Source organism: Streptomyces sp. CA-179760 (assembly GCF_050937045.1).
Lineage (GTDB): Bacteria > Actinomycetota > Actinomycetes > Streptomycetales > Streptomycetaceae > Streptomyces.
In genome coordinates, this window is record NZ_JBNJLZ010000001.1 from 7,463,698 (window position 1) to 7,483,276 (window position 19,579).

14 protein-coding genes and 4 pseudogenes are annotated in these 19,579 nt (G+C 71.8%); 8 read left to right on the top strand and 10 right to left on the bottom strand.

All coding sequences use genetic code 11. The features are described from left to right. Positions 1–3: 3 nt before the first annotated feature. A complete protein-coding gene (locus tag ACQEV8_RS33965) occupies positions 4–1,038 on the bottom strand; it encodes a LacI family DNA-binding transcriptional regulator (protein ID WP_432967959.1) in 1,035 nt (344 codons plus the stop codon). After that, positions 1,035–3,445 (bottom strand): annotated as a pseudogene (locus ACQEV8_RS33970) (glycoside hydrolase family 2 protein). The gene ACQEV8_RS33965 and the pseudogene ACQEV8_RS33970 overlap by 4 nt, the downstream one beginning before the upstream one ends. 164 nt (positions 3,446–3,609) lie before the next feature. Between ACQEV8_RS33970 and ACQEV8_RS33975 the strand changes: the two are divergent. From ACQEV8_RS33975 to ACQEV8_RS33985, 3 genes and pseudogenes are all read left to right on the top strand, one after another. Continuing rightward, the gene (locus ACQEV8_RS33975) at positions 3,610–4,923 is read left to right on the top strand and encodes an ABC transporter substrate-binding protein (RefSeq protein ID WP_432967962.1); all 1,314 of its coding nucleotides are present in this window, start codon (positions 3,610–3,612) and stop codon (positions 4,921–4,923) included. Further along, entirely contained in the window at positions 4,923–5,801 is an 879-nt protein-coding gene (locus ACQEV8_RS33980) for a carbohydrate ABC transporter permease (RefSeq protein ID WP_432967965.1), read from the top strand. The genes ACQEV8_RS33975 and ACQEV8_RS33980 overlap by 1 nt, the downstream gene beginning before the upstream one ends. Continuing rightward, positions 5,798–6,627, top strand: a pseudogene (locus ACQEV8_RS33985) (carbohydrate ABC transporter permease). The gene ACQEV8_RS33980 and the pseudogene ACQEV8_RS33985 overlap by 4 nt, the downstream one beginning before the upstream one ends. An 87-nt stretch (positions 6,628–6,714) precedes the next feature. Here the strand turns inward: ACQEV8_RS33985 and ACQEV8_RS33990 are convergent. The 3 genes from ACQEV8_RS33990 to ACQEV8_RS34000 form a co-directional block, all read right to left on the bottom strand. Beyond that, positions 6,715–8,004 (bottom strand): ribonuclease D, encoded by a 1,290-nt coding sequence (locus ACQEV8_RS33990; protein ID WP_432967968.1) that lies wholly within the window; start codon positions 8,002–8,004, stop codon positions 6,715–6,717. A gap of 187 nt (positions 8,005–8,191) precedes the next feature. After that, positions 8,192–8,854, bottom strand: coding sequence for a LuxR C-terminal-related transcriptional regulator (locus ACQEV8_RS33995; protein ID WP_432967971.1), 663 nt, complete (start codon positions 8,852–8,854; stop codon positions 8,192–8,194). 337 nt (positions 8,855–9,191) lie between these two features. Further along, on the bottom strand, positions 9,192–9,866 hold the full coding sequence (locus tag ACQEV8_RS34000) for a DUF3000 domain-containing protein (protein WP_432967974.1): 675 nt from the start codon (positions 9,864–9,866) through the stop codon (positions 9,192–9,194). A 101-nt stretch (positions 9,867–9,967) separates the two neighbouring features. On the opposite strand from ACQEV8_RS34000, the gene hemE reads away from it, so the two are divergent. Further along, positions 9,968–11,035: a uroporphyrinogen decarboxylase gene (gene hemE / locus ACQEV8_RS34005; protein WP_432967977.1), complete on the top strand. Its 1,068-nt coding sequence runs from the start codon at positions 9,968–9,970 to the stop codon at positions 11,033–11,035. A gap of 10 nt (positions 11,036–11,045) precedes the next feature. Here the strand turns inward: hemE and ACQEV8_RS34010 are convergent. After that, positions 11,046–11,525, bottom strand: a pseudogene (locus ACQEV8_RS34010) (MFS transporter); the annotation flags it as partial. Between ACQEV8_RS34010 and ACQEV8_RS34015 the strand changes: the two are divergent. Next, the gene (locus ACQEV8_RS34015; RefSeq protein WP_432973451.1) at positions 11,508–11,672 is read left to right on the top strand and encodes a hypothetical protein; all 165 of its coding nucleotides are present in this window, start codon (positions 11,508–11,510) and stop codon (positions 11,670–11,672) included. The pseudogene ACQEV8_RS34010 and the gene ACQEV8_RS34015 sit on opposite strands and share 18 nt — an antisense overlap. 111 nt (positions 11,673–11,783) lie before the next feature. Continuing rightward, positions 11,784–12,116 (top strand): hypothetical protein, encoded by a 333-nt coding sequence (locus ACQEV8_RS34020; RefSeq protein WP_189721638.1) that lies wholly within the window; start codon positions 11,784–11,786, stop codon positions 12,114–12,116. Between the two features lie 99 nt (positions 12,117–12,215). On the opposite strand, the pseudogene ACQEV8_RS34025 reads toward ACQEV8_RS34020, so the two are convergent. Both ACQEV8_RS34025 and ACQEV8_RS34030 read right to left on the bottom strand, forming a co-directional pair. Then, positions 12,216–13,612, bottom strand: a pseudogene (locus ACQEV8_RS34025) (FAD-dependent oxidoreductase). 27 nt (positions 13,613–13,639) lie between these two features. Next, complete coding sequence (locus ACQEV8_RS34030) at positions 13,640–14,644, bottom strand: DUF4349 domain-containing protein (protein ID WP_432967980.1); 1,005 nt, start codon at positions 14,642–14,644, stop codon at positions 13,640–13,642. 169 nt (positions 14,645–14,813) lie between these two features. Between ACQEV8_RS34030 and hemG the strand changes: the two genes are divergently transcribed. Beyond that, on the top strand, positions 14,814–16,277 hold the full coding sequence (gene hemG / locus ACQEV8_RS34035; RefSeq protein ID WP_432967983.1) for a protoporphyrinogen oxidase: 1,464 nt from the start codon (positions 14,814–14,816) through the stop codon (positions 16,275–16,277). A gap of 4 nt (positions 16,278–16,281) precedes the next feature. After that, complete coding sequence (hemQ, locus tag ACQEV8_RS34040) at positions 16,282–17,013, top strand: hydrogen peroxide-dependent heme synthase (protein WP_432967986.1); 732 nt, start codon at positions 16,282–16,284, stop codon at positions 17,011–17,013. Here hemQ and ACQEV8_RS34045 read toward each other — a convergent pair whose 3' ends face one another. Both ACQEV8_RS34045 and ACQEV8_RS34050 read right to left on the bottom strand, forming a co-directional pair. Continuing rightward, positions 17,014–18,624, bottom strand: coding sequence for an alpha/beta hydrolase (locus tag ACQEV8_RS34045; protein WP_432967989.1), 1,611 nt, complete (start codon positions 18,622–18,624; stop codon positions 17,014–17,016). A 114-nt stretch (positions 18,625–18,738) separates the two neighbouring features. Continuing rightward, the gene (locus ACQEV8_RS34050; RefSeq protein WP_432967992.1) at positions 18,739–19,509 is read right to left on the bottom strand and encodes a TIGR04222 domain-containing membrane protein; all 771 of its coding nucleotides are present in this window, start codon (positions 19,507–19,509) and stop codon (positions 18,739–18,741) included. Positions 19,510–19,579 lie beyond the last annotated feature (70 nt).

Consider the following 19,579-nt stretch of genomic DNA (forward strand, 5'->3'; position numbering starts at 1 on the left):
AGGTCACACCTTCGGGGGTGCCGTGGATCCGCGGGGGGTCAGTACGGGCGTGGGTACGGGATGCGACCCGGGCGTCCCCTCCCCGGTGATCACCCCGAACAGCGTCCGGGCCACCTCCGCCCCGAACCCGTGCACGTCATGACTCATCGCGGACAGCGTCGGATGCGTCAGCCGGCACAGCTGCGAGTCGTCCCACGCCAGCAGCGACACATCGTCCGGCACCCGCAGCCCCATCTCCGCCGCGACCGACAACCCCGCCACCGCCATGATGTCGTTGTCGTACACGATCGCCGTCGGCCGGTCCGGGCGCGCGGCCGTCAGCAGGGACCGCGTCGCACGGGCCCCCGCTTCCCCGGAGAAGTCCGTCGCGACCTGCCACGCCCCGGCCAGCGCCCCCGCCGCCTCGTCGAACGCCGCCGTCCGGATGGCCGTGTGCCCGAGGGCCGCCGCCCCGCCGACCCGGGCGATCCGCCGGTGCCCGAGCGCGGCCAGATACCGCACCGCCTCCGTCACGGCCGTGGCGTCGTCCGTCCACACCGAGGTGAGTCCCCCGGTCAGCGAGGGATGGCCGACCGCGACCACCGGCAGCCCGAGCCGCTCCACCAGTCCCACCCGGGGATCGTCGGCGCGGAAGTCGACGAGGATCGAACCGCCGATCTGCCGCCCCCGCCACCACGCCTCCTGGACCCCGGTCTCCTCGTCCAGATTCCGTACGAGCCTCAGCAGCAGGGAGCAGGAGTGCTCGGCCAGCACGCTCTCGACACCCGAGACGAAATCCATGTACCAGGGCTCCAGGCCCAGCATCCGCGCCGGCCTGCAGACCGCGAGACCCACCACGTCCACGCGCGAACCGGCCAGTGTCCGCGCCGTGAGGTTCGGTGCCCAGCCCAGCTCCCCGGCCGCCCGGAAGATCCGGTCCCGGGTCGCCTCCGACAGGCCCGGCTTGTGGTTGAAGGCGAGCGACACGGCACCCTTGGACACACCGGCACGCGCGGCGACGTCCTTGATGGTGACGCGGGGGGCAGGGGTTGCCGTCATCGGGTGGGCTCCACGCAGTACAGGGCCGAACGAACACTCTGAACGTCCGGAGTCTTCCAGCCGCGCACCCCGATGGTCACCTCTTCGCCCGGCAGCAGCGTGACCAGCCCCGGTCGGCCCGGGCCTCCGGATCCAGCCGGTCGGCCTGGAGCAGCAGGTCCCGGACCAGGGTGCGGGCGGTCACGGTGATGCCGCCGGACGCGAGCGCGACATCGAACCGCGGTGCGGGGTAGAGGACTTCGCGGTCCGGCACCGGGAAGTGCAGCGCCCGCAGTCCGCCCGCGTCGAGGTCCGTCTCCGCCGCGTCGAGGTACGTGTCCGCGACCAGGAACTCCTCGGGCCCGGCGGGCGTCAGCTCGGGCGGGACACCGACCCGGGCCACGGCCCGCCTCCCGGCCGCCAGTTCCACATCCGCCTGCCCCAGCACCTCGCCCTCGACGGACATCCGGCGCAGGGTCAGGGACCCGGTCCAGTCCTTCGCGCCCTGGTTCACGGCGGCCAGCACCAGCCGGCCGTCCTCCTCCCGGAGCGTCAGCAACCGGTCCGCGTACAGCCGCTTCAGCTCGTGGTACAGCGGTTTCTCGCGCCCGTCCCCGTCGACCGCGGCCCACGACGTCACCGGCCAGCAGTCGTTGAGCTGCCAGACCACCGTGCCCGCGCATACCGGCCAGTGCGACCGCCAGTGCTCGATCCCGGCGGCGACCGCACGCGCCTGGTTGACCTGCGTCAGGTAGTGCCAGCGGTCGAAATCCCCGTCCGGCACGGCGAAATGCCGGGCCAGCCCGCGCTCCAGTTTGCCGTTGCCGTCGTCGGCCTTCTGGTGCTGCAGCATGCCGGGGGAGTCCGGCGCGAGTTCCTCCCCCGGCAGTGCCCGGCGCAGGGTGGCGTACGCGGGCGGCGCCTGCCAGCCGAACTCGGCGACGAACCGCGGCACGCTCAGCCGGTAGTCGGCGTAGTCCTCCCGGTTCCACACCTCCCACGAGTGGTGGGTGCCGTGCGCCGGATCGTTCGGGTGGTGGTCCCACGACCCTGACCAGGGGCTGCCCGCCGTGTACGGCCGGGTCGGATCCAACTCGGCCACCACACGCGGCAGCACGCCCAGGTAGTAGCCCTCGCCCCAGGAGTCCCCGGCCAGCCTCGGCTCCCACTCCCAGTCCCGGAAGCCCCACAGGTTCTCGTTGTTGCCGTTCCACAGCACCAGCGACGGATGCGGCATCAGCCGTACGACGTTCTCCCGCGCCTCGGCCTCCACCTCGCCGCGCAGCGGCTGCTCCTCCGGGTAGGCCGCGCACGCGAACGGGAAGTCCTGCCAGACCAGCAGCCCGAGTTCGTCGCAGGCGTCGTAGAAGTCCTCGCTCTCGTAGATCCCGCCGCCCCAGATCCGTACGAGGTCCACGCCCGCCCCGGCGGCCTGCTCCAGCCGTTCCCGGTAGCGCTCGCGGGTGATGCGGGACGGGAAGACGTCGTCGGGGATCCAGTTGACGCCCCGCGCGAAGAGCCGCTCGCCGTTGACGACGAGCGTGAACCCGGTGCCGTGCGCATCGGGCCGCCGGTCGAGCTCCACGGTCCGGAAGCCGATCCGCCGCCGCCACAGGTCCAACGGAGCGCCGTCGCCCAGAAGCCGCAACTCGACTTTATACAAGGGCTGTTCGCCATATCCGCGCGGCCACCACAGCTCCGCGTCCGGCACCCGCAGCCGTATCACCCCGTGCGCCCCGTCCAGCTCGGCGCGGGCCCGGACCCCGCCCACCGTCGCCTCCATGGCCAGCGGCACCTCCACCCGGGTCCGCTCGACGTCCACGGCCAGTTCGACGACCCCCACGCCCTCCTCGACGGTGACCAGCGGACGCACCCGGGCGATCCGGGCCGTCGACCAGTGCTCCAGGCGCACCGGCCGCCAGATCCCGGCCGTCACCAGGGTCGGCCCCCAGTCCCAGCCGAAGGAGCAGGCCATCTTGCGGACGTACTGGTAGGGCTCGGCGTAGGCGGCGGGCCGTTCGCCCAGGCGTCCCCGCACCGCCTCGGCCTCGGCGTAGGCGGAGACGAACCGCACGGACAGCAGCCCGGACAGCCCCGTCACATCGAAGCGGTACGAGCGGTGCATGTTCCGCACCGTGCCCAGCGGCCGCCCGTCCAGGGAGATCTCGGCGACGGTGTCGAGCCCGTCGAAGACCAGGTCGGTCTGCTCCTGCGCGGACGAGGCGGACGGGCCCGTGAGCTCCCGCTCGTACGTCCAGTCCCGGCGCCCCACCCACGTGACCTCGGACTCGCCCCGGCCCAGGAACGGGTCCGGAATCGCCCCGGCCGCCATCAGGTCGGTGTGCACACAGCCCGGCACGGAGGCCGGCAGTGTCTCCGACTCGTGCCGCAGGATCCATCCGTCGCCGAGCGGTGTGGCCTCCAGCATGCGCACTCCCTTAACCGGTTCAGTGAAGCCTCAGGTTCAGATTTCGCATCGTTGGCGGGAATGGGACTTTACCGGTTGAGGAAAGCGCTGTCAGAGTGCCGAACCAGCCATACCGCACGTGCTCTTCCGTCCCGAGTTCCTCTCAGCGAACGGAGCTGATGCACATGAACCGCCGTACCGTCCTCGCCCTCGCCGTGGGAGCGGCCCTGCTCGCCTCGGGCTGCACCGGTCCCGGAGGCACGTCCAAGGGCGCCGATGCCGAGGCGCCCGACGATCCCGCCAAGGTGACCGGGACCATCACCGTCCTCACCCACCGGACCGACCTCGTGCAGGACGGGACGATGAAGAAGTACGCCGCCGAGTTCAACAAGACCCATCCCAAGGTGAAGGTCGAGTTCGAGGGCCTCACCGACTACGAGGGCGAGGTCAAGATCCGGATGAACACGGAGAACTACGGCGACGTCCTGATGATCCCGGCCGTGATCGAGAAGAAGGACTACCCGAAGTTCTTCGCCTCGCTGGGCACCCGGTCCGAGCGGAGCAAGAAGTACCGCTTCACCGACTACTCCACGGTCAAGGGCAAGGTCTACGGGCAGAGCCCGATCGGCGTGGTCCCCGGCTTCGTCTACAACAAGAAGGTGTGGAGCGCGGCCGGCATCACCGACTGGCCCACGACCCCGGCCGAGTTCCTCGACGACCTCAAGGCGATCAAGGCCGAGTCCGAGGCGGTCCCGTACTACACCAACTTCAAGGACATGTGGCCGCTGACCCAGTGGACGAACGTCAACGGCTCGGTCGGCTGCGACGCCGGGGCCACCACGCGTCTCGCCGAGGGCGACCCGTGGGCCGACGGCGCCGATCTGCGGGTCGGTGACACGCTGCTCCACGACATCGTGAAGTCGGATCTGATCGAGAAGGACCCGACGACCACCAACTGGGAGGCGTCCAAGCCCAGGCTGGCCAAGGGGGAGATCGCCACGATGTGGCTCGGCTCCTGGGCGGTCGTGCAGATGCGGGACGCGGCGAAGCAGGCGGGCACCGACCCGGCCGACATCGGCTTCATGCCCTTCCCCGCCCAGAAGGACGGCACCTTCTGCGCGGTGACGTCCCCCGACTACCAGCAGGCCGTCAACGTCAACTCCGACCACAAGGCCGCCGCCCGCGCCTGGATCGACTGGTTCACCGACAAGTCCGGCTACGCGGGCGCCAACCTCGCCCTCTCACCCCTCAAGGACGCCCCGCTGCCCGACGTCCTGAAGCCGTACGAGGAGGCGGGCGTGAAGCTCCTCGACCTCGACGACACCAAGGGCGCCGAGGTCAAGTCCATCGACAACCAGTCCGAGGTCGGCATCTACAAGCCCGACTACCGCCAGGACCTCGTCGATCTCGCCCGCGGTGCGCGCAAGGGCGGCCTGGACGACTTCCTGGCCGGACTCGGCGACAAGTGGACCGAGGCCCAGCGGAACCTGGGGTCCTGATGGCCCGGCCCACCCGGCGGTGGCGGGGGGTGACGCCCTGGCTGTTCCTCCTCGCCCCGCTCGTCCTGCTGATCACGTTCACCTACGCGCCGATCGTCAACATGGTCGCGTACAGCTTCACCGACTGGGACGGCGTCAGCCCCGAGCTGCGCTACACGGGCGCCGAGAACTACGCCGAACTCTTCACCCGCTCCGAGCTGTTCGAGGTGTTCTTCGTCAGCGGGTACTACCTCGCCGCGTCCGTGGTGCAGATCGCCGCCGCGCTCTACTTCGCCACCGTGCTGAGCTTCAACGTCCGTTTCCGGAACTTCTTCAAGGGCGTGCTCTTCTTCCCGTACCTGATCAACGGCGTCGCCATCGGCTTCGTCTTCCTGTACTTCTTCCAGGACGGCGGCACGCTCGACTCGATCCTGAGCCTCTTCGGCTACTCCGGCGACCGCGCCTGGCTCGGCGATCCGGCCTCCGCGAACGTCTCCCTCGCCGGAGTCTCCGTCTGGCGCTACCTGGGCCTGAACTTCGTGCTCTTCCTCGGGGCGATCCAGTCCATCCCGGGGGAGCTGTACGAGGCGGCCGAGATCGACGGGGCGAACCGCTGGCAGCAGTTCCGCCACATCATCGCGCCCGGCATCCGGCCCGTGCTGAGCCTCTCGGTGATCCTGTCCGTCTCCGGGTCGCTGTCCGTCTTCGAGATCCCGTACATCATGACCGGCGGCGCGACCGGCACCGAGACCTTCGTGATCCAGACCGTGAAGCTGGCCTTCCAGTTCAACAAGACGGGCCTCGCCTCGGCGGCGGCCGTCGTGCTGCTGCTGATCATCCTGGCGGTGACCTGGGTGCAGCGGCGCCTCGTCCCGGACGACAAGGTGGACCTCGTATGACGCGCCGTAGGGTGGCCCGGGCCCTCGTGTATCTGTCCCTGGTCCTCGCGACACTGATCGTGTTGCTGCCGCTGGCGGTGGTCTTCCTGACCTCGCTGAAGACCTCAGGGGAGATGGCGGACGACAGTGGCGCCCTCACGCTGCCCGACGACCCGCTCAACTTCTCCAACTACGTGACGGCGTTCCAGGACGGCAGGATGCTCTCGGCGTTCGCCAACACGGCGGTCATCCTGGTGGTCGCCATCGGGGCACGGTCCTGATCGGCTCGATGACGGCCTACGCCATCGACCGCTTCCGGTTCCGCTTCCGGAAGCTGGTCCTGGCCCTGTTCCTGGTCGCCGCGCTGGTCCCGGGGGTGACCACCCAGGTGGCCACCTTCCAGATCGTCAACAGCGTCGGCATGTTCGACAGTCTCTGGGCGCCGATCGCGCTCTACATGGGCACGGACATCGTCTCGATCTACATCTTCCTGCAGTTCGTGCGATCGATCCCGGTCTCGCTCGACGAGTCGGCCCGGCTGGACGGCGCCAACGCCTTCACGGTCTACCGGAAGATCATCTTCCCGCTCCTGAAACCGGCGATCGCGACGGTCGTGATCGTGAAGGGGATCAACGTCTACAACGACTTCTACATCCCCTTCCTCTACATGCCCTCCGAAGATCTTGGCGTGATCTCGACGTCCCTGTTCCGCTTCAAGGGCCCCTTCGGCGCCCACTGGGAGACCATCTCGGCAGGCGCGATCCTGGTCATCGCGCCGACGCTGATCGTCTTCCTGTCGCTTCAGAGGTTCATTTACAACGGCTTCACGCGAGGCGCCACGAAGTAGCCGCCCGGATCCCTTAGGGGCGCGGGGAACTGCGCGAACAACCACAACAGGCCCGCAGCCGCCGTACGACGCGAAGCCCTACGGCGGCTAGGCCTCCCTCACGGACAGCGCCTCCACCAGCACCGGAGTCACCAACTCCACCTGCCAGGCCCGAGCCCCGTACCCCTCAAGGGCGGCGCTCACAGACTCCGCGTCCACCACGCCCGGCGGCTCCCAGCAGACCCGCCGCACTGTATCCGGCGTGATCAGATTCTCCTGCGGCATATTGATCTGCTCGGCCAGCGCCGAAACACCCGCCCGGGCCGCGGACAGCCGCGCCGCGGCGACGGGGTCCTTGTCGGCCCAGGCCCGCGGTGGCGGCGGCCCCGTGACCGGCTGCCCCGGCTGCGGCAACTGCGCCTCGGTCAGCGCCTTCGCCCGGTCCACGGCCGCCTGCCACTGCTCCAGCTGCCGCTTGCCCGTGCGGTGTCCGAAACCGTTCAGCGCGGCGAGCGCCTGCACGTCGGCCGGAAGGGCCAGCGCGGCCTCCACGATGGCCGCGTCCCCGAGCACCTTGCCGGGCGAGACGTCCCGCCGCTGCGCGATCCGGTCCCGGGTCTGCCACAGCTCCCGTACGACGGCCAGCTGCCGCCGCCGGCGCACCTTGTGCATGCCGGACGTACGACGCCACGGGTCCTTGCGCGGCTCCGGCGGCGGGGCCGAGGCGATCGCGTCGAACTCCTGGCGGGCCCACTCCAGCTTGCCCTGCCGGTCCAGCTCCTTCTCCAGCGCGTCGCGCAGGTCGACGAGCAGCTCGACGTCCAGCGCCGCGTACCGCAGCCAGGGCTCGGGCAGTGGCCGGGTGGACCAGTCGACGGCGGAGTGTCCCTTCTCCAGGACGAAACCGAGCACGCCCTCGACCATCGCGCCGAGGCCGACCCGGGGGAACCCGGCGAGCCGCCCGGCCAGCTCGGTGTCGAAGAGCCGCGTCGGCACCATGCCTATCTCGCGCAGACAGGGCAGGTCCTGGGTGGCGGCGTGCAGCACCCACTCGACGCCGGAGAGGGCCTCGCCCAGCGCGGACAGGTCGGGGCAGGCCACGGGGTCGATCAGAGCCGAGCCGGCGCCCTCGCGGCGCAGCTGCACCAGGTAGGCGCGCTGGCCGTAGCGGTAGCCGGACGCCCGCTCGGCGTCGACGGCGACGGGGCCGGTGCCCGCCTCGAAGGCGGCGATCATCCGGGCCAGGGCGGTCTCGTCCGCGATCACGGGCGGAATGCCCTCGCGTGGCTCCAGCAAGGGGGTCGGCGCCTCCGTAGCAGAAGATCCGCCGTCGTCCGGAGGGGCGCCTCCGGTGGTTCGCAGTGAGCTGTCTGCTGCGGTGTCGTGGGCGTCGGTCACATGTCAAGGGTATCCATGTATGGACAGCGCCCGCCGACGGAACGTTCCGTCGGCGGGCGCTCGAGGGTCGCAAACCAGTCACGTCGGGGAAGTACGGGGTTCGCGAGCCGCGTGTGGGGTGAAAGGGAACCGGCGGCCGATCCCGTTCAGGTGAGTGAATGATCACCAAGGGTCATGACGGAGGGGATCAGTGGATGATCCCGGTCCGCAGTGCCACCGCCACCATGCCGGCGCGGTCGCCCGTGCCGAGCTTGCGGGCGATGCGGGCGAGGTGGCTCTTGACGGTCAGTGCGGACAGGCCCATCGAGACGCCGATCGCCTTGTTCGACTGGCCCTCCGCGACCAGTCGCAGCACCTCGACCTCGCGGCCGGACAGTTCGCGGTAGCCGCCCGGGTGGCTCGGGGTACCCGGGGGGCGGCGGTGCAGACGCGCGGCGGCGGCGCCGATGGGGGCGGCGCCCGGCCGGGTGGGGAGCCCGACGTTGGTACGGGTGCCGGTGACGACGTAACCCTTCACCCCGCCGGCGAGCGCGTTGCGCACGGCGGCGATGTCGTCGGCGGCGGAGAGGGCGAGGCCGTTGGGCCAGCCCGCGGCGCGGGTCTCCGACAGCAGGGTGAGGCCGGAGCCGTCCGGCAGGTGGACGTCGGCGACGCAGATGTCGCGGGGGTTGCCGATGCGGGGACGAGCCTCCGCGATGGACGAGGCCTCGATGACATCGCGCACACCGAGCGCCCACAGGTGGCGGGTGACGGTGGAGCGGACGCGCGGGTCGGCCACGACCACCATGGCGGTCGGCTTGTTCGGGCGGTAGGCGACCAGGCTTGCGGGCTGCTCGAGGAGAACGGACACCAGGCCTCCTGGGGTGCGGGACGGGGCCGGCTCGTGGGGATGAAGCCGGGACGAACCGTGCTTTCAAGGTCACAGTCGTCTTCGGCACCGAACCCGTCCGCCTTTAGAGAATGATCACGATTCGGTGATAACAATCCGTGCAATTCGGACACGCGGTCGATCATTCGAAGGTCGAACGGTTTCACTCTGCGTCGGTACGCGGTCGAAAGTGGCCGTATCGACAAAGTGATTCGGCCAAGAGAGGGATGCGAGTGTGATCGTCGACCGGACATGGTTGACCGCCCCGCACAAGGTCGATCAGTGCGGGGCGGTCAGGGGTGGGGCAGCGGGCCTGTGGTCAGCGGGACTGCGGTCCCCGCCGCTGCGGCAGGGTCACCACCGACGCGTCGCCCGGGCCGGCCGGCGGCAGTCCCGCGACCTGGGCGAGCAGATCGCACCAGGCCGAAAGGTGCGCGGCCGTGTCCGGAACCCCTCCCAGGCCCTCGCGCGGCGTCCACGACGCGCGGATCTCGATCTGGGAGGCGGCCGGACGCGCGGACAGACCACCGAAGTAGTGCGAACTCGCGCGCGTGACGGTGCCGCTCGGCTCCCCGCACGCCAGCCCGCGCGCCTGGAGCGCGCCGGTCAGCCAGGACCAGCACACCTCCGGCAGCAGCGGGTCCGCCGCCATCTCCGGCTCCAGCTCCGCGCGCACCAGCGTCACCAGCCGGAACGTGCCCTGCCAGGCCTCGTGTCCCGCCGGGTCGTGCAGCAGCACCAGCCGTCCGTCGGCCAGGTCCTGGTCGCCGTCGACGACCGCCGCCTCCAGCGCGTAGGTGTAGGGGGCGAGCCGCTGCGGCGGGCGCGTCGGCTCGATCTCGATCTGGGGCCGCAGCCGCGCCGTCCTGAGCGCGTCGACAGCGGACCGGAAGGGCAGCGGGGTGGTGTCCGCCTCCCTCCGGTCGTTCTCCGTGTCCTTTGCTTCGTCCATTCCGCCAGCGCCGTCCGACAGTCGTCCCTGAGCCGCAGCCATGCGGGAAGGTTACGGGGACCGGGCCCCGGGTGCCGGGCTAGACACCCCGCGCCGCTCCAGGGGCTGAATCGCGCTCCTTGACGGCGTGCGAAACTTGGCCCGTGAGTGCCAACGACGCCCCCCGGGCCCAGCAGCCGTCCGCCACGTACGACTCAGCCTTCCTCAAGGCCTGCCGGCGCGAGCCCGTGCCGCACACGCCGGTGTGGTTCATGCGGCAGGCCGGGCGCTCACTGCCGGAGTACCGCAAGGTCCGCGAGGGCATCCCGATGCTCGAGTCCTGCATGCGGCCGGAACTGGTCACCGAGATCACGCTCCAGCCGGTCCGCCGGCACGACGTGGACGCGGCGATCTACTTCAGCGACATCGTCGTCCCCCTCAAGGCCATCGGCGTCGACCTCGACATCAAGCCCGGCGTCGGCCCGGTCGTCGAGCGCCCGATCCGCACCCGCGCCGATCTCGCGCAGCTCCGCGACCTGACCCCCGAGGACGTCTCCTATGTCACCGAGGCCATCGGCCTGCTGACACGCGAGCTCGGTGCCACTCCCCTCATCGGCTTCGCCGGCGCCCCGTTCACCCTCGCCAGCTACCTCGTCGAGGGCGGCCCGTCCCGCACGTACGAGAACGCCAAGGCGATGATGTACGGCGACCCCGAGCTCTGGGCCGACCTCCTCGACCGCCTCGCGGACATCACGACCGCCTTCCTGAAGGTGCAGATCGAGGCGGGCGCCTCCGCCGTCCAGCTCTTCGACTCCTGGGCCGGTGCCCTGGCCCCCGTCGACTACCGGCGTTCGGTGCTGCCCGCCTCGGCGAAGGTCTTCGACGCCGTGGCCGGCTACGGCGTCCCGCGCATCCACTTCGGTGTCGGCACGGGCGAGCTGCTGAGCCTCATGGGCGAGGCCGGCGCGGACGTCGTCGGCGTCGACTGGCGCGTCCCGCTGGACGAGGCCGTCCGCCGCGTCGGCCCCGGCAAGGCGCTCCAGGGCAACCTCGACCCGACCGTGCTGTTCGCCCCGACGGAGGCCGTCGAGGCGAAAACCCGGGAGGTCCTGGAGAGCGCGTCGGACCTGGAGGGCCACATCTTCAACCTGGGCCACGGCGTCATGCCGTCCACCGACCCGGACGCGCTGACGCGGCTCGTGGAGTACGTGCACACGCACAGCGCCCGCTGACGGGTCTTCTTCAGGACGACGGGCCCTGCCGGGTCGCCCAGATCAGCCACCAGGTGGCCGCCAGGCAGCCGGCCGCCGGCAGGGCCAGCAGCACCGGCACGGCGTCGACACCGGCCAGTTCGATGCCCTTGCCCAGCACCGGCCCGGCCGCGACCCCGCCGATCATCGAGGCCGCGATCACATAGGCCCCCGCCCGCCGCGCCCGCGGCACCGCCCGGGACAGCCACGGCAGGCCCGTGGGGAAGATCGGCGCGTGGAACAGGCCGACACCGGCGTATGCGTACGGGGCCGCCGCCGGGATCAGGGCCAGCAGGAGGCAGACCACCATGCCGACGGAACTGACCACCATGATCGTCTGAACCGGCCAGCGCAGCGTCAGAGGTGCGACCAGCAGCCGCCCCACGGTCACCATCAGCCAGAAGGCGGAGGTCGCCGTGGCCGCGGTCGCCGCGTCGTGCCCCACGGACTCCGGATGTGTCACCGAAGTCCCAAGGTTCTCGCCTACCGGCACGGCCACCGTTACGAACTGCGCCTGCCCCACGTCTGTCCGGAGACCCTCACCGTCACCTCGCAGGTGCTGCTTCCGGCGTACCGGCAGGAGCTTCGCTATGTCCTGCTGCTGCCCGTGAATCGGTGAGCTCGATATTCCGTGAGCCCGGTGAACGCTGCCGTCGGGACGTGCGTATGTGTCGGCAACCGCCCGCGGCGCGGGGAAGGCGGGTCGCGGGGCCGACGTGAGGAACAGGCGATGAACGACCGAGTGACTCCCGCGATGCACGCACTGCCCGACGGCGAGGCGGAGCTCACGCTGGTGGTGCGGCTGCCCTGGGAGGACGTGGCCCGCCTCGGACAGGAGGCCGGGCGGCTGGCGTCCCAGATGCGGCGGCCCGTGACGCTGGAGGAGGCGGTGAGCCATCGGTTGCGGTCGACCCGCGTGGCATCGCACGCCAAGCCGGCGGGGGAGCAGCCGCCGGCGGTGACGGCTGCTTCGGCGTCGGTGTCCTCGTTGCCGTCGCGGCCGCCGGCGGAGCAGGCGCGGCAGGCGATCGATCGGATCAACGGGACTGCCGGGACTGCTTAGGGTCTCGCCGTAGGGGGGCGGGTTCGCTGCCGGGTGCGGGCCCGTCGTGGCCGTTCGCGCAGTTCCCCGCGCCCCTGACCCGCGCCCCTGAAAGGCCCCTTACAAGGAACCGCGTGTCTTCGCCGCCGCCTTGCGGGCCGCTACCAGTACCGGGTCCCAGACGGGGAGAAGGGCGGGGCGTAGCCGAGGTCCAGGGTCGTCATCTGCTCTGCCGTCATGCCCGCGGTGAGGGCGACCGCCGCGACGTCGACGCGTTTGCCCGCGCCTTCCCTGCCCACGATCTGGACGCCGAGGAGGCGGCCCGTGCGGTGTTCGGCGAGCATCTTGACCGTCATGGGGGAGGAGTTCGGGTAGTAGCCGGCGCGGCTCGTCGACTCGATGGTGACCGCCTCGAAGCGCAGGCCCACGCGGTGGGCGTCCTTCTCACGCAGTCCCGTGCGCGCGATCTCCAGGTCGCAGACCTTGCTGACGGCCGTGCCGACCACACCGGGGAAGGTGGCGTAGCCGCCGCCGGCGTTGGTGCCGATGACCTGGCCGTGCTTGTTGGCGTGGGTGCCGAGCGGGATGTGCCGTTGCTGACCGGAGACCAGGTCGAGGACCTCGACGCAGTCGCCGCCGGCCCAGATGTTCTCGTATCCGCGCACCCGCATCGAGCGGTCGGTGAGAAGACCGTGGTGCGTGCCGAGCGGGAGGCCGGCCGCCCGGGCGAGGGTCGTCTCGGGGCGTACGCCGATGCCGAGCACGACGACGTCCGCCGGGAACTCGCGGTCCTTCGTGGCCACCGCGCGTACCCGGCCGTCGTCACCCGTCAGGACCTCGGTGACCTCGGTGTCGTTCACCATCGTGATGCCCAGGCCCTCCATGGCCTCGTGCACCAGGCGGCCCATGTCGGGGTCGAGGGTCGACATGGGCTCGCTGCCGCGGTTGACGACCGTCACCTCGTAGCCGCGGTTGATGAGCGCCTCGGCCATCTCCACACCGATGTAGCCGGCCCCCACGACCACCGCGCGACGGCCACGCGTGCGTGCCAGCGTGTCGAGCAGCGCCTGGCCGTCGTCCAGCGTCTGCACCCCGTGCACCCCGGGCGCGTCGACCCCGGGCAGGCCGGGCCGGATCGGCCGGGCGCCGGTCGCGATCACGAGCTTGTCGTACGCCGTCCAGGACTCGGCACCGGAGCCGGCGTCACGCGCGCGTACCCGCTGCCCGTCGGCGTCGATCTCGGTGACCTCGGTGCGCAGCCGCAGATCGATGTCCCGCGCGCGGTGCTCCTCGGCGGTGCGGGCGATGAGCCGGTCCCGGTCCGGGACGTCGCCGCCCACCCAGTAGGGGATGCCGCACGCCGAGTACGACGTGAAGTTGCCGCGCTCGAACGCCACGATCTCCAGCTCGTCGGGTTTGTTCAGACGGCGTGCCTGTGACGCCGCGGACATCCCCGCGGCGTCACCGCCGATCACGACCAGTCGCTCCCGGGTGCCCCGCGTACGGTTCATGCTCATGCGAACACGCTACGGGAGCAGGGGATTTCAGTCCTGCCGGTCCTGTCCGCCGGGCGTGCGCGGCTGTGCGGACTCCGGGGCCGGGCGGGCCGTCGGCAGCGGGCCCAGCGCGGTCGTGGCGGGCGCGGGCCGCGGGCGGCGCGGGAGGCGGGGGCGGACGACACGCAGCCACAGCAGCGTGATCAGGGCCGCGACCGCCGCGAACGGCAGGACCGCGCCGAGGGCCACCGCGAGCCAGCGCAGCATCGTCACGAACGCGTTCCAGCCGCCCGCGAGCGCGTCCACGAAGCCCGGGTCCTCGTCCTTCGCCTCCTTCTTCTTCACCGGGGTCTCGGACAGCGAGAGGGTGATGGTGGCCAGGCTCGTGCGGTCCTTCAGGGACGACTGGCGGGCGAGCAGCGCCTCCAGGTCGGCCTGGCGTGTGCTCAGCTCGCCCTCCAGGGTCACCACGTCACTGAGCTTGGTGGCCTGGTCCATCAGCTCGCGGATCCGTGCCACGCTCGCGCGCTGCGACTTGATCCGGCTCTCCACATCCACCACCTGGTCGGTGACGTCCTCGGCCTTGGCACTGCGGTCGAGGAGCCTTCCGGCGCCCTCCAGCTCGGCGAGGACCTCGTCGTACTTCTCGACGGGCACGCGCAGCACGACCCGGGTCCGCTCGTGGCCGTCCCCGTCCCGGGTGGTGGTCTCGTTGCCGACGTAGCCGCCCGCGTTCTCGGCGTTGGTGCGGGCCTCCTCCAAGGCCTTCGGGACGTCCTTGACCCGCACGGTCAGCGAGGCGGTGCGGATGATGTGGCTCGCGGTGGGCTTCGGCGGCGCGGTCGCCCGGGCTCCGCTTCCGGCGCCGCCGGGGGCGGCCTCCTGCACGGCGGCCCTGTCGTCCGCCTTGGAGCCGGCCGCCCCGTGGTCGGCGGCGGTGCTCCCGCCGGAGTCGTCGCCCGCGCCGCTGCATCCGGTGAGGGCGAGGGCCGCGGCCAGCAGGAGAGCGGCCAGAGTCGGGGCGGGTTGGCGTGCGGGTCGTCGTGTGCGCATGTGGGCTTCCCCCGGGATTCGATTCCGCTGACGCTTCTTCGACGCCCGGGCGGCGCCGGACGTTTGGTCCTGGACGGTTCCGATGCGGTCACGGTCGGGACTCGTGCGGGACTCGTGCGGGAGACCGGGGCACGGCGGCACTGTCAGCGGGGTCTGAGAGGCTGGAGGCATGCGCGAAGTTCAAGCCCGTGCGGGCACGGGACAGGTCATCGTCATCGGGGCGGGCATCGCGGGCCTGGCCGCCGCGCACCGGCTGCTGGAGCGCGGGGCGCGGGTGACGGTGCTGGAGGCCTCCGACCGGGTCGGCGGCAAGCTGCTGCCCGGCGAGATCGCGGGCGCGCGCGTGGACCTCGGCGCCGAGTCGATGCTGGCCCGCCGCCCCGAGGCGGTGGCCCTCGCGCGCGAGGTGGGCCTCACCGACCGCCTCCGGCCCCCGGCCACGGCCACGGCCTCTATCTGGAGCCGGGGCGCACTGCGCCCGATGCCCAAGGGGCATGTGATGGGCGTCCCCGGCACCGCCGCCGCCCTGTCCGGCCTGCTGTCCGACGAGGGTCTCGCCCGCATCGAGCTCGACGCCGAGCTGCCCCGCACCGAGGTCGGGGACGACGTGGCGGTCGGGGAGTACGTGGCGGAGCGCCTGGGACGCGAGGTCGTCGACCGCCTGGTGGAACCCCTGCTGGGCGGCGTCTACGCGGGCGACGCCTACCGCATCTCGATGCGCTCGGCCGTCCCCCAGCTCTTCCAGGCCGCCCGGAGCCACACCTCGCTCACGGAGGGGGTCCGCGAGATCCAGGCGAAGGCGGCCGCCGCCCAGCAGACCGGCCCGGTGTTCATGGGCCTCCAGGGCGGTGTGGGCACCCTGCCCCTCGCGGTGGCGGAGTCGGTCCGGGCCCGCGGGGGCGAGATCCTGACGGGGACGCCGGTGACGGAGCTGCGCCGCACCCCGGTGGACGGCGGGTGGCGGGTCGTCTCCGGTGTGCGGGTGTGGCACGCGGACGCGGTGGTCGTCGCCGTCCCCGCTCCGGCCGCCGCCGCCCTCGTACGCACCGACAGCCCCGGGGCCGCCGCCGAGCTCGGCGGCGTCGAGTACGCCTCCATGGCCCTGGTCACCCTCGCCTACCGCCGCGCCGAGGCGGACCTGCCCGACGGCAGCGGCTTCCTGGTGCCGCCGGTCGACGGACGCACCATCAAGGCCTCCACCTTCGCCTCGCGGAAGTGGGGCTGGATCGCCGACGAGAACCCCGACCTGCTCGTCCTGCGCACCTCCGTCGGGCGGTACGGCGAGACGGAGATCCTTCAGCGCGACGACACCGGGCTCGTGGAGGTCTCCCGGCACGACCTGAAGGCGGCGACAGGCCTGGACGCCACCCCCGTCGCCACCCGTGTCACCCGCTGGGACGACGGCCTGCCCCAGTACCCCGTCGGACACCACGCGCGCGTGGCCCGCGTCCGTGAGCACATCGCCCGACTGCCCGGGCTCGCCGTCTGCGGCGCCCCGTACGACGGCGTCGGCATCCCGGCCTGCATCGCGAGCGCGTATGCCGCCGTCGATCAGATCCAGGGTGACCTGCGGGGTGTGGAGGAGCTCACCGCCCACCCGGTGCAGAGCCTGCACGGCGGAGCAGGAGAATGAGGGCATGAGCAACAACGCCTCCACCCCCGAGACCGGCAGGATCCCGAACAAGGGCAAGCTGGCCAAGGACCTCAACGAGGTCATCCGCTACACGCTCTGGTCCGTCTTCCAGCTGAAGGACGTGCTCCCCGAGGACCGCGCCGGGTACGCCGACGAGGTCCAGGAGCTGTTCGACCAGCTCGCCGCGAAGGACGTGACGATCCGCGGCACCTACGACGTCTCGGGCCTGCGCGCCGACGCCGACCTCATGATCTGGTGGCACGCGGAGACCAGCGACGCGCTGCAGGAGGCGTACAACCTCTTCCGCCGCACGAAGCTGGGCCGGGCGCTCACACCGGTGTGGTCGAACATGGCGCTGCACCGCCCCGCCGAGTTCAACCGCGCGCACATCCCGGCGTTCCTCGCCGACGAGACGCCCCGCGACTATGTGAGCGTCTACCCCTTCGTGCGCTCCTACGACTGGTACCTGCTGCCCGACGAGGACCGCCGCCGCATGCTCGCCGACCACGGCAAGATGGCCCGCGGCTACCCGGACGTGCGCGCCAACACCGTCGCCTCCTTCTCCCTCGGCGACTACGAGTGGCTCCTCGCCTTCGAGGCCGACGAGCTGTACCGCATCGTCGACCTCATGCGTCACCTGCGCGCCTCCGAGGCCCGTATGCACGTCCGCGAGGAGGTCCCGTTCTTCACGGGCCGCCGCAAGGACGTCGCCGAACTGGTCGCCGGTCTGGCCTGATCAGCGCAGCCGTCGCTCGGCCCCGGGCTTCTCCGGGGCCGTCGACCGCGGCTCGGGCTCGGCGTGCGGTGCGCATTCCGCGCGCCGCCCCGGCAGCCGGCCCTCCAGCAGATACGCCTCCAGGTAGCCGTTGACGCAGGCGTTCGGACCGCCCGCCAGGCCGTGCGCGCCCGCGTCCCGCTCCGTCACCAGGACCGAGCCCGCGAGACGGCGGCGGAGTTCCAGGGCCCCGTCGTACGGCGTGGCGGCGTCCCGCTCGGCGGCCAGGATCAGCGTCGGCGGCAGCTCGCCCGGCGCGGTGCCGACGTCGAGCGGCCGCTGCCGCGGCCCCCGCCAGTAGGCGCACGGCAGGTTCGTCCACACGTTGTCCCAGGTCTCGAACGGCGCCACCCGCGCGAGCCGCGTGTTGTCCCGGTCCCACACCCGCCAGTCCGTCGGCCACGGGGCGTCGTTGCACTCGACGGCCAGGTACACCGCGTGGGTGTTCTCCGCCTCGGCGGCCGCCTCCGGGTACCGGCTCGCCTGCTCGACCAGCGGCTTGGGATCGCCCTTGAGGTACGCCGACAGCGCGTGCGCGAGGAGCGGCCACTGGTCGTCGTAGTACCCGGCCTGCAGGAACGCCTCCTGCAACTGCCCCGGCCCCACCTTCCCGCCCGCCGGCTCGGCGGCCAGCCGTGCGCTCGCCCGCGCGTAGCGGCGCTGTACCTCCCGCGCGGTCCCGCCCAGCCCGTACACGCCGTCGTGCCGGGCGGTCCACCTCCGGAAGTCCCGCCAGCGGCGCTCGAACGCCGCCGACTGGGCGAGGTTGTTGCGGTACCAGATCTCCGCCGGGTCCGGATCGACCACCGAGTCGAACACCATTCGCCGTACATGCGCGGGGAACAGCGTCGCGTACACGGCCCCGAAGTAGGTGCCGTACGACGAGCCCAGGAACGTCAGCCGCGTCTCGCCGAGCGCGGCGCGCAGCACGTCCAGGTCGCGGGCGTTGTTCAGCGAGTGGTAGTGCCGCAGTGCGCTGCCGGCCCGCTCGGCGCAGCCGCGCGCGTACGCCTTCGCCTGCGCGACGCGTTCCCTCTTGAACGCCGGCGAGGGGTACGTCTGCGCCTGGGTGGGCGCCATGAAGAACCGCTCGGGGTCCTGGCAGGACAGCGGCGCGGAACGGCCGACGCCGCGCGGGGCGTAGCCGACGAGGTCGTAGGCGGCCGCGATCCGCTTCCACTCGGGGAGCAGCCCGACGACCGGGAAGTACAGGCCGGTGGCCCCGGGCCCGCCGGGGTTGTAGACCAGGGCACCCTGCCGGCGGACCTTGCGCTTGCTGTTGTTCGGGTCCTTCTGCGTGGCCCGGGCCCGGCTGACGGCGAGTCGGATCTGCTTGCCGTCCGGCCGGGCGTAGTCCAGCGGGACGGTCACCGTGCCGCACCGCATGCCGCCCGGCAGGTCCTGCGCGTCGGCGCACGGGCCGAACCGGACACCGGCCGCCTTCGCGCGCGCGGCGGCCACCGCGGTGCCGTGCGTTTCGGGCGCGGCGGACCGGCCCTCGATGTCCGGAGTCGCGGTCAGGGCACTCAACAGCAAGGACCCCGCTGCCGAGTAGAGGAGGGCGGCTCTCATCGGGTATCCCTTCGGTGCACGGTGGCGACAAAAGGGATGTTTGGTGCGGCGATTGAGGAAGGCAAGCACCGTCCGCCGGTGTCGGCCCCAATACTTCTGTGCGCCCCCGGCCCGTCAGTCGTGTGCCTCGCGGTGCGCGAAGGCGGCGCGCAGATCCGGCTCGCCGATCGCACTGACTCCGCGTACGGCCACGGAGGTGAGGTACGTACGGTCGTCGGCGGTGCCGTCCACGTTCCGGGCCAGTGCGCCGAGCAGCCGCTGGCCCGCCGGGGAGGCCCAGCGCGAGTACGGGTGGATCTCCACGCGCGCGACGGCGAGGCAGCTCAGGGTCAGGGTGAGCGGCAGCGCGAACCACAGGGCGATCAGGTGGCGCGGCATGTCCGGCGGGGCGGGCGCCAGCAGCGCGGCGACGCCGAGACCGAGCACGGCGACCGCCGATGCGCGCACCTGCCGGACCCCCGCCGCGACCGTCGTCCGGGCGCTGTCGGGTACCGCCAGGCCGGCGCGCACCAGCCCGTCGGCGATCCCTCGCACCGCGTCCGCCGTCGCGGCGGTGGCCCGCACCGGGGCGATCCGGGACTGCCCCTCGGGGCCGATGGCCCCTATCACCGACCGCTCCATCGCGTCCCGCCCGCGCGGATCGACGACGGTCGCCCAGCCGGTGTGGGCCAGCAGCAGGCGCCGCTGACGCGCCATGGCGACGAGGGTGACGTCGGCGACCCGCCGGGGCCCTCCGGAGAGGAACGCGGCCTCGTACAGGGTGAGTTCATGGACCTGGCCGGTGTCCGTGCCGCCGGCCGCGGCGCGCACGGCGGCCAGGCACAGCCGTGTGCACGCCGTGCCCGCCACGGCCCAGGCCGCCAACAGGAAAAGAACCCAGAGCATATGTTGTTTGTATGTGACACGGTCCCGAGAACACCATGCCTCATACACAATTCGAACGGAGTGTTGTCGG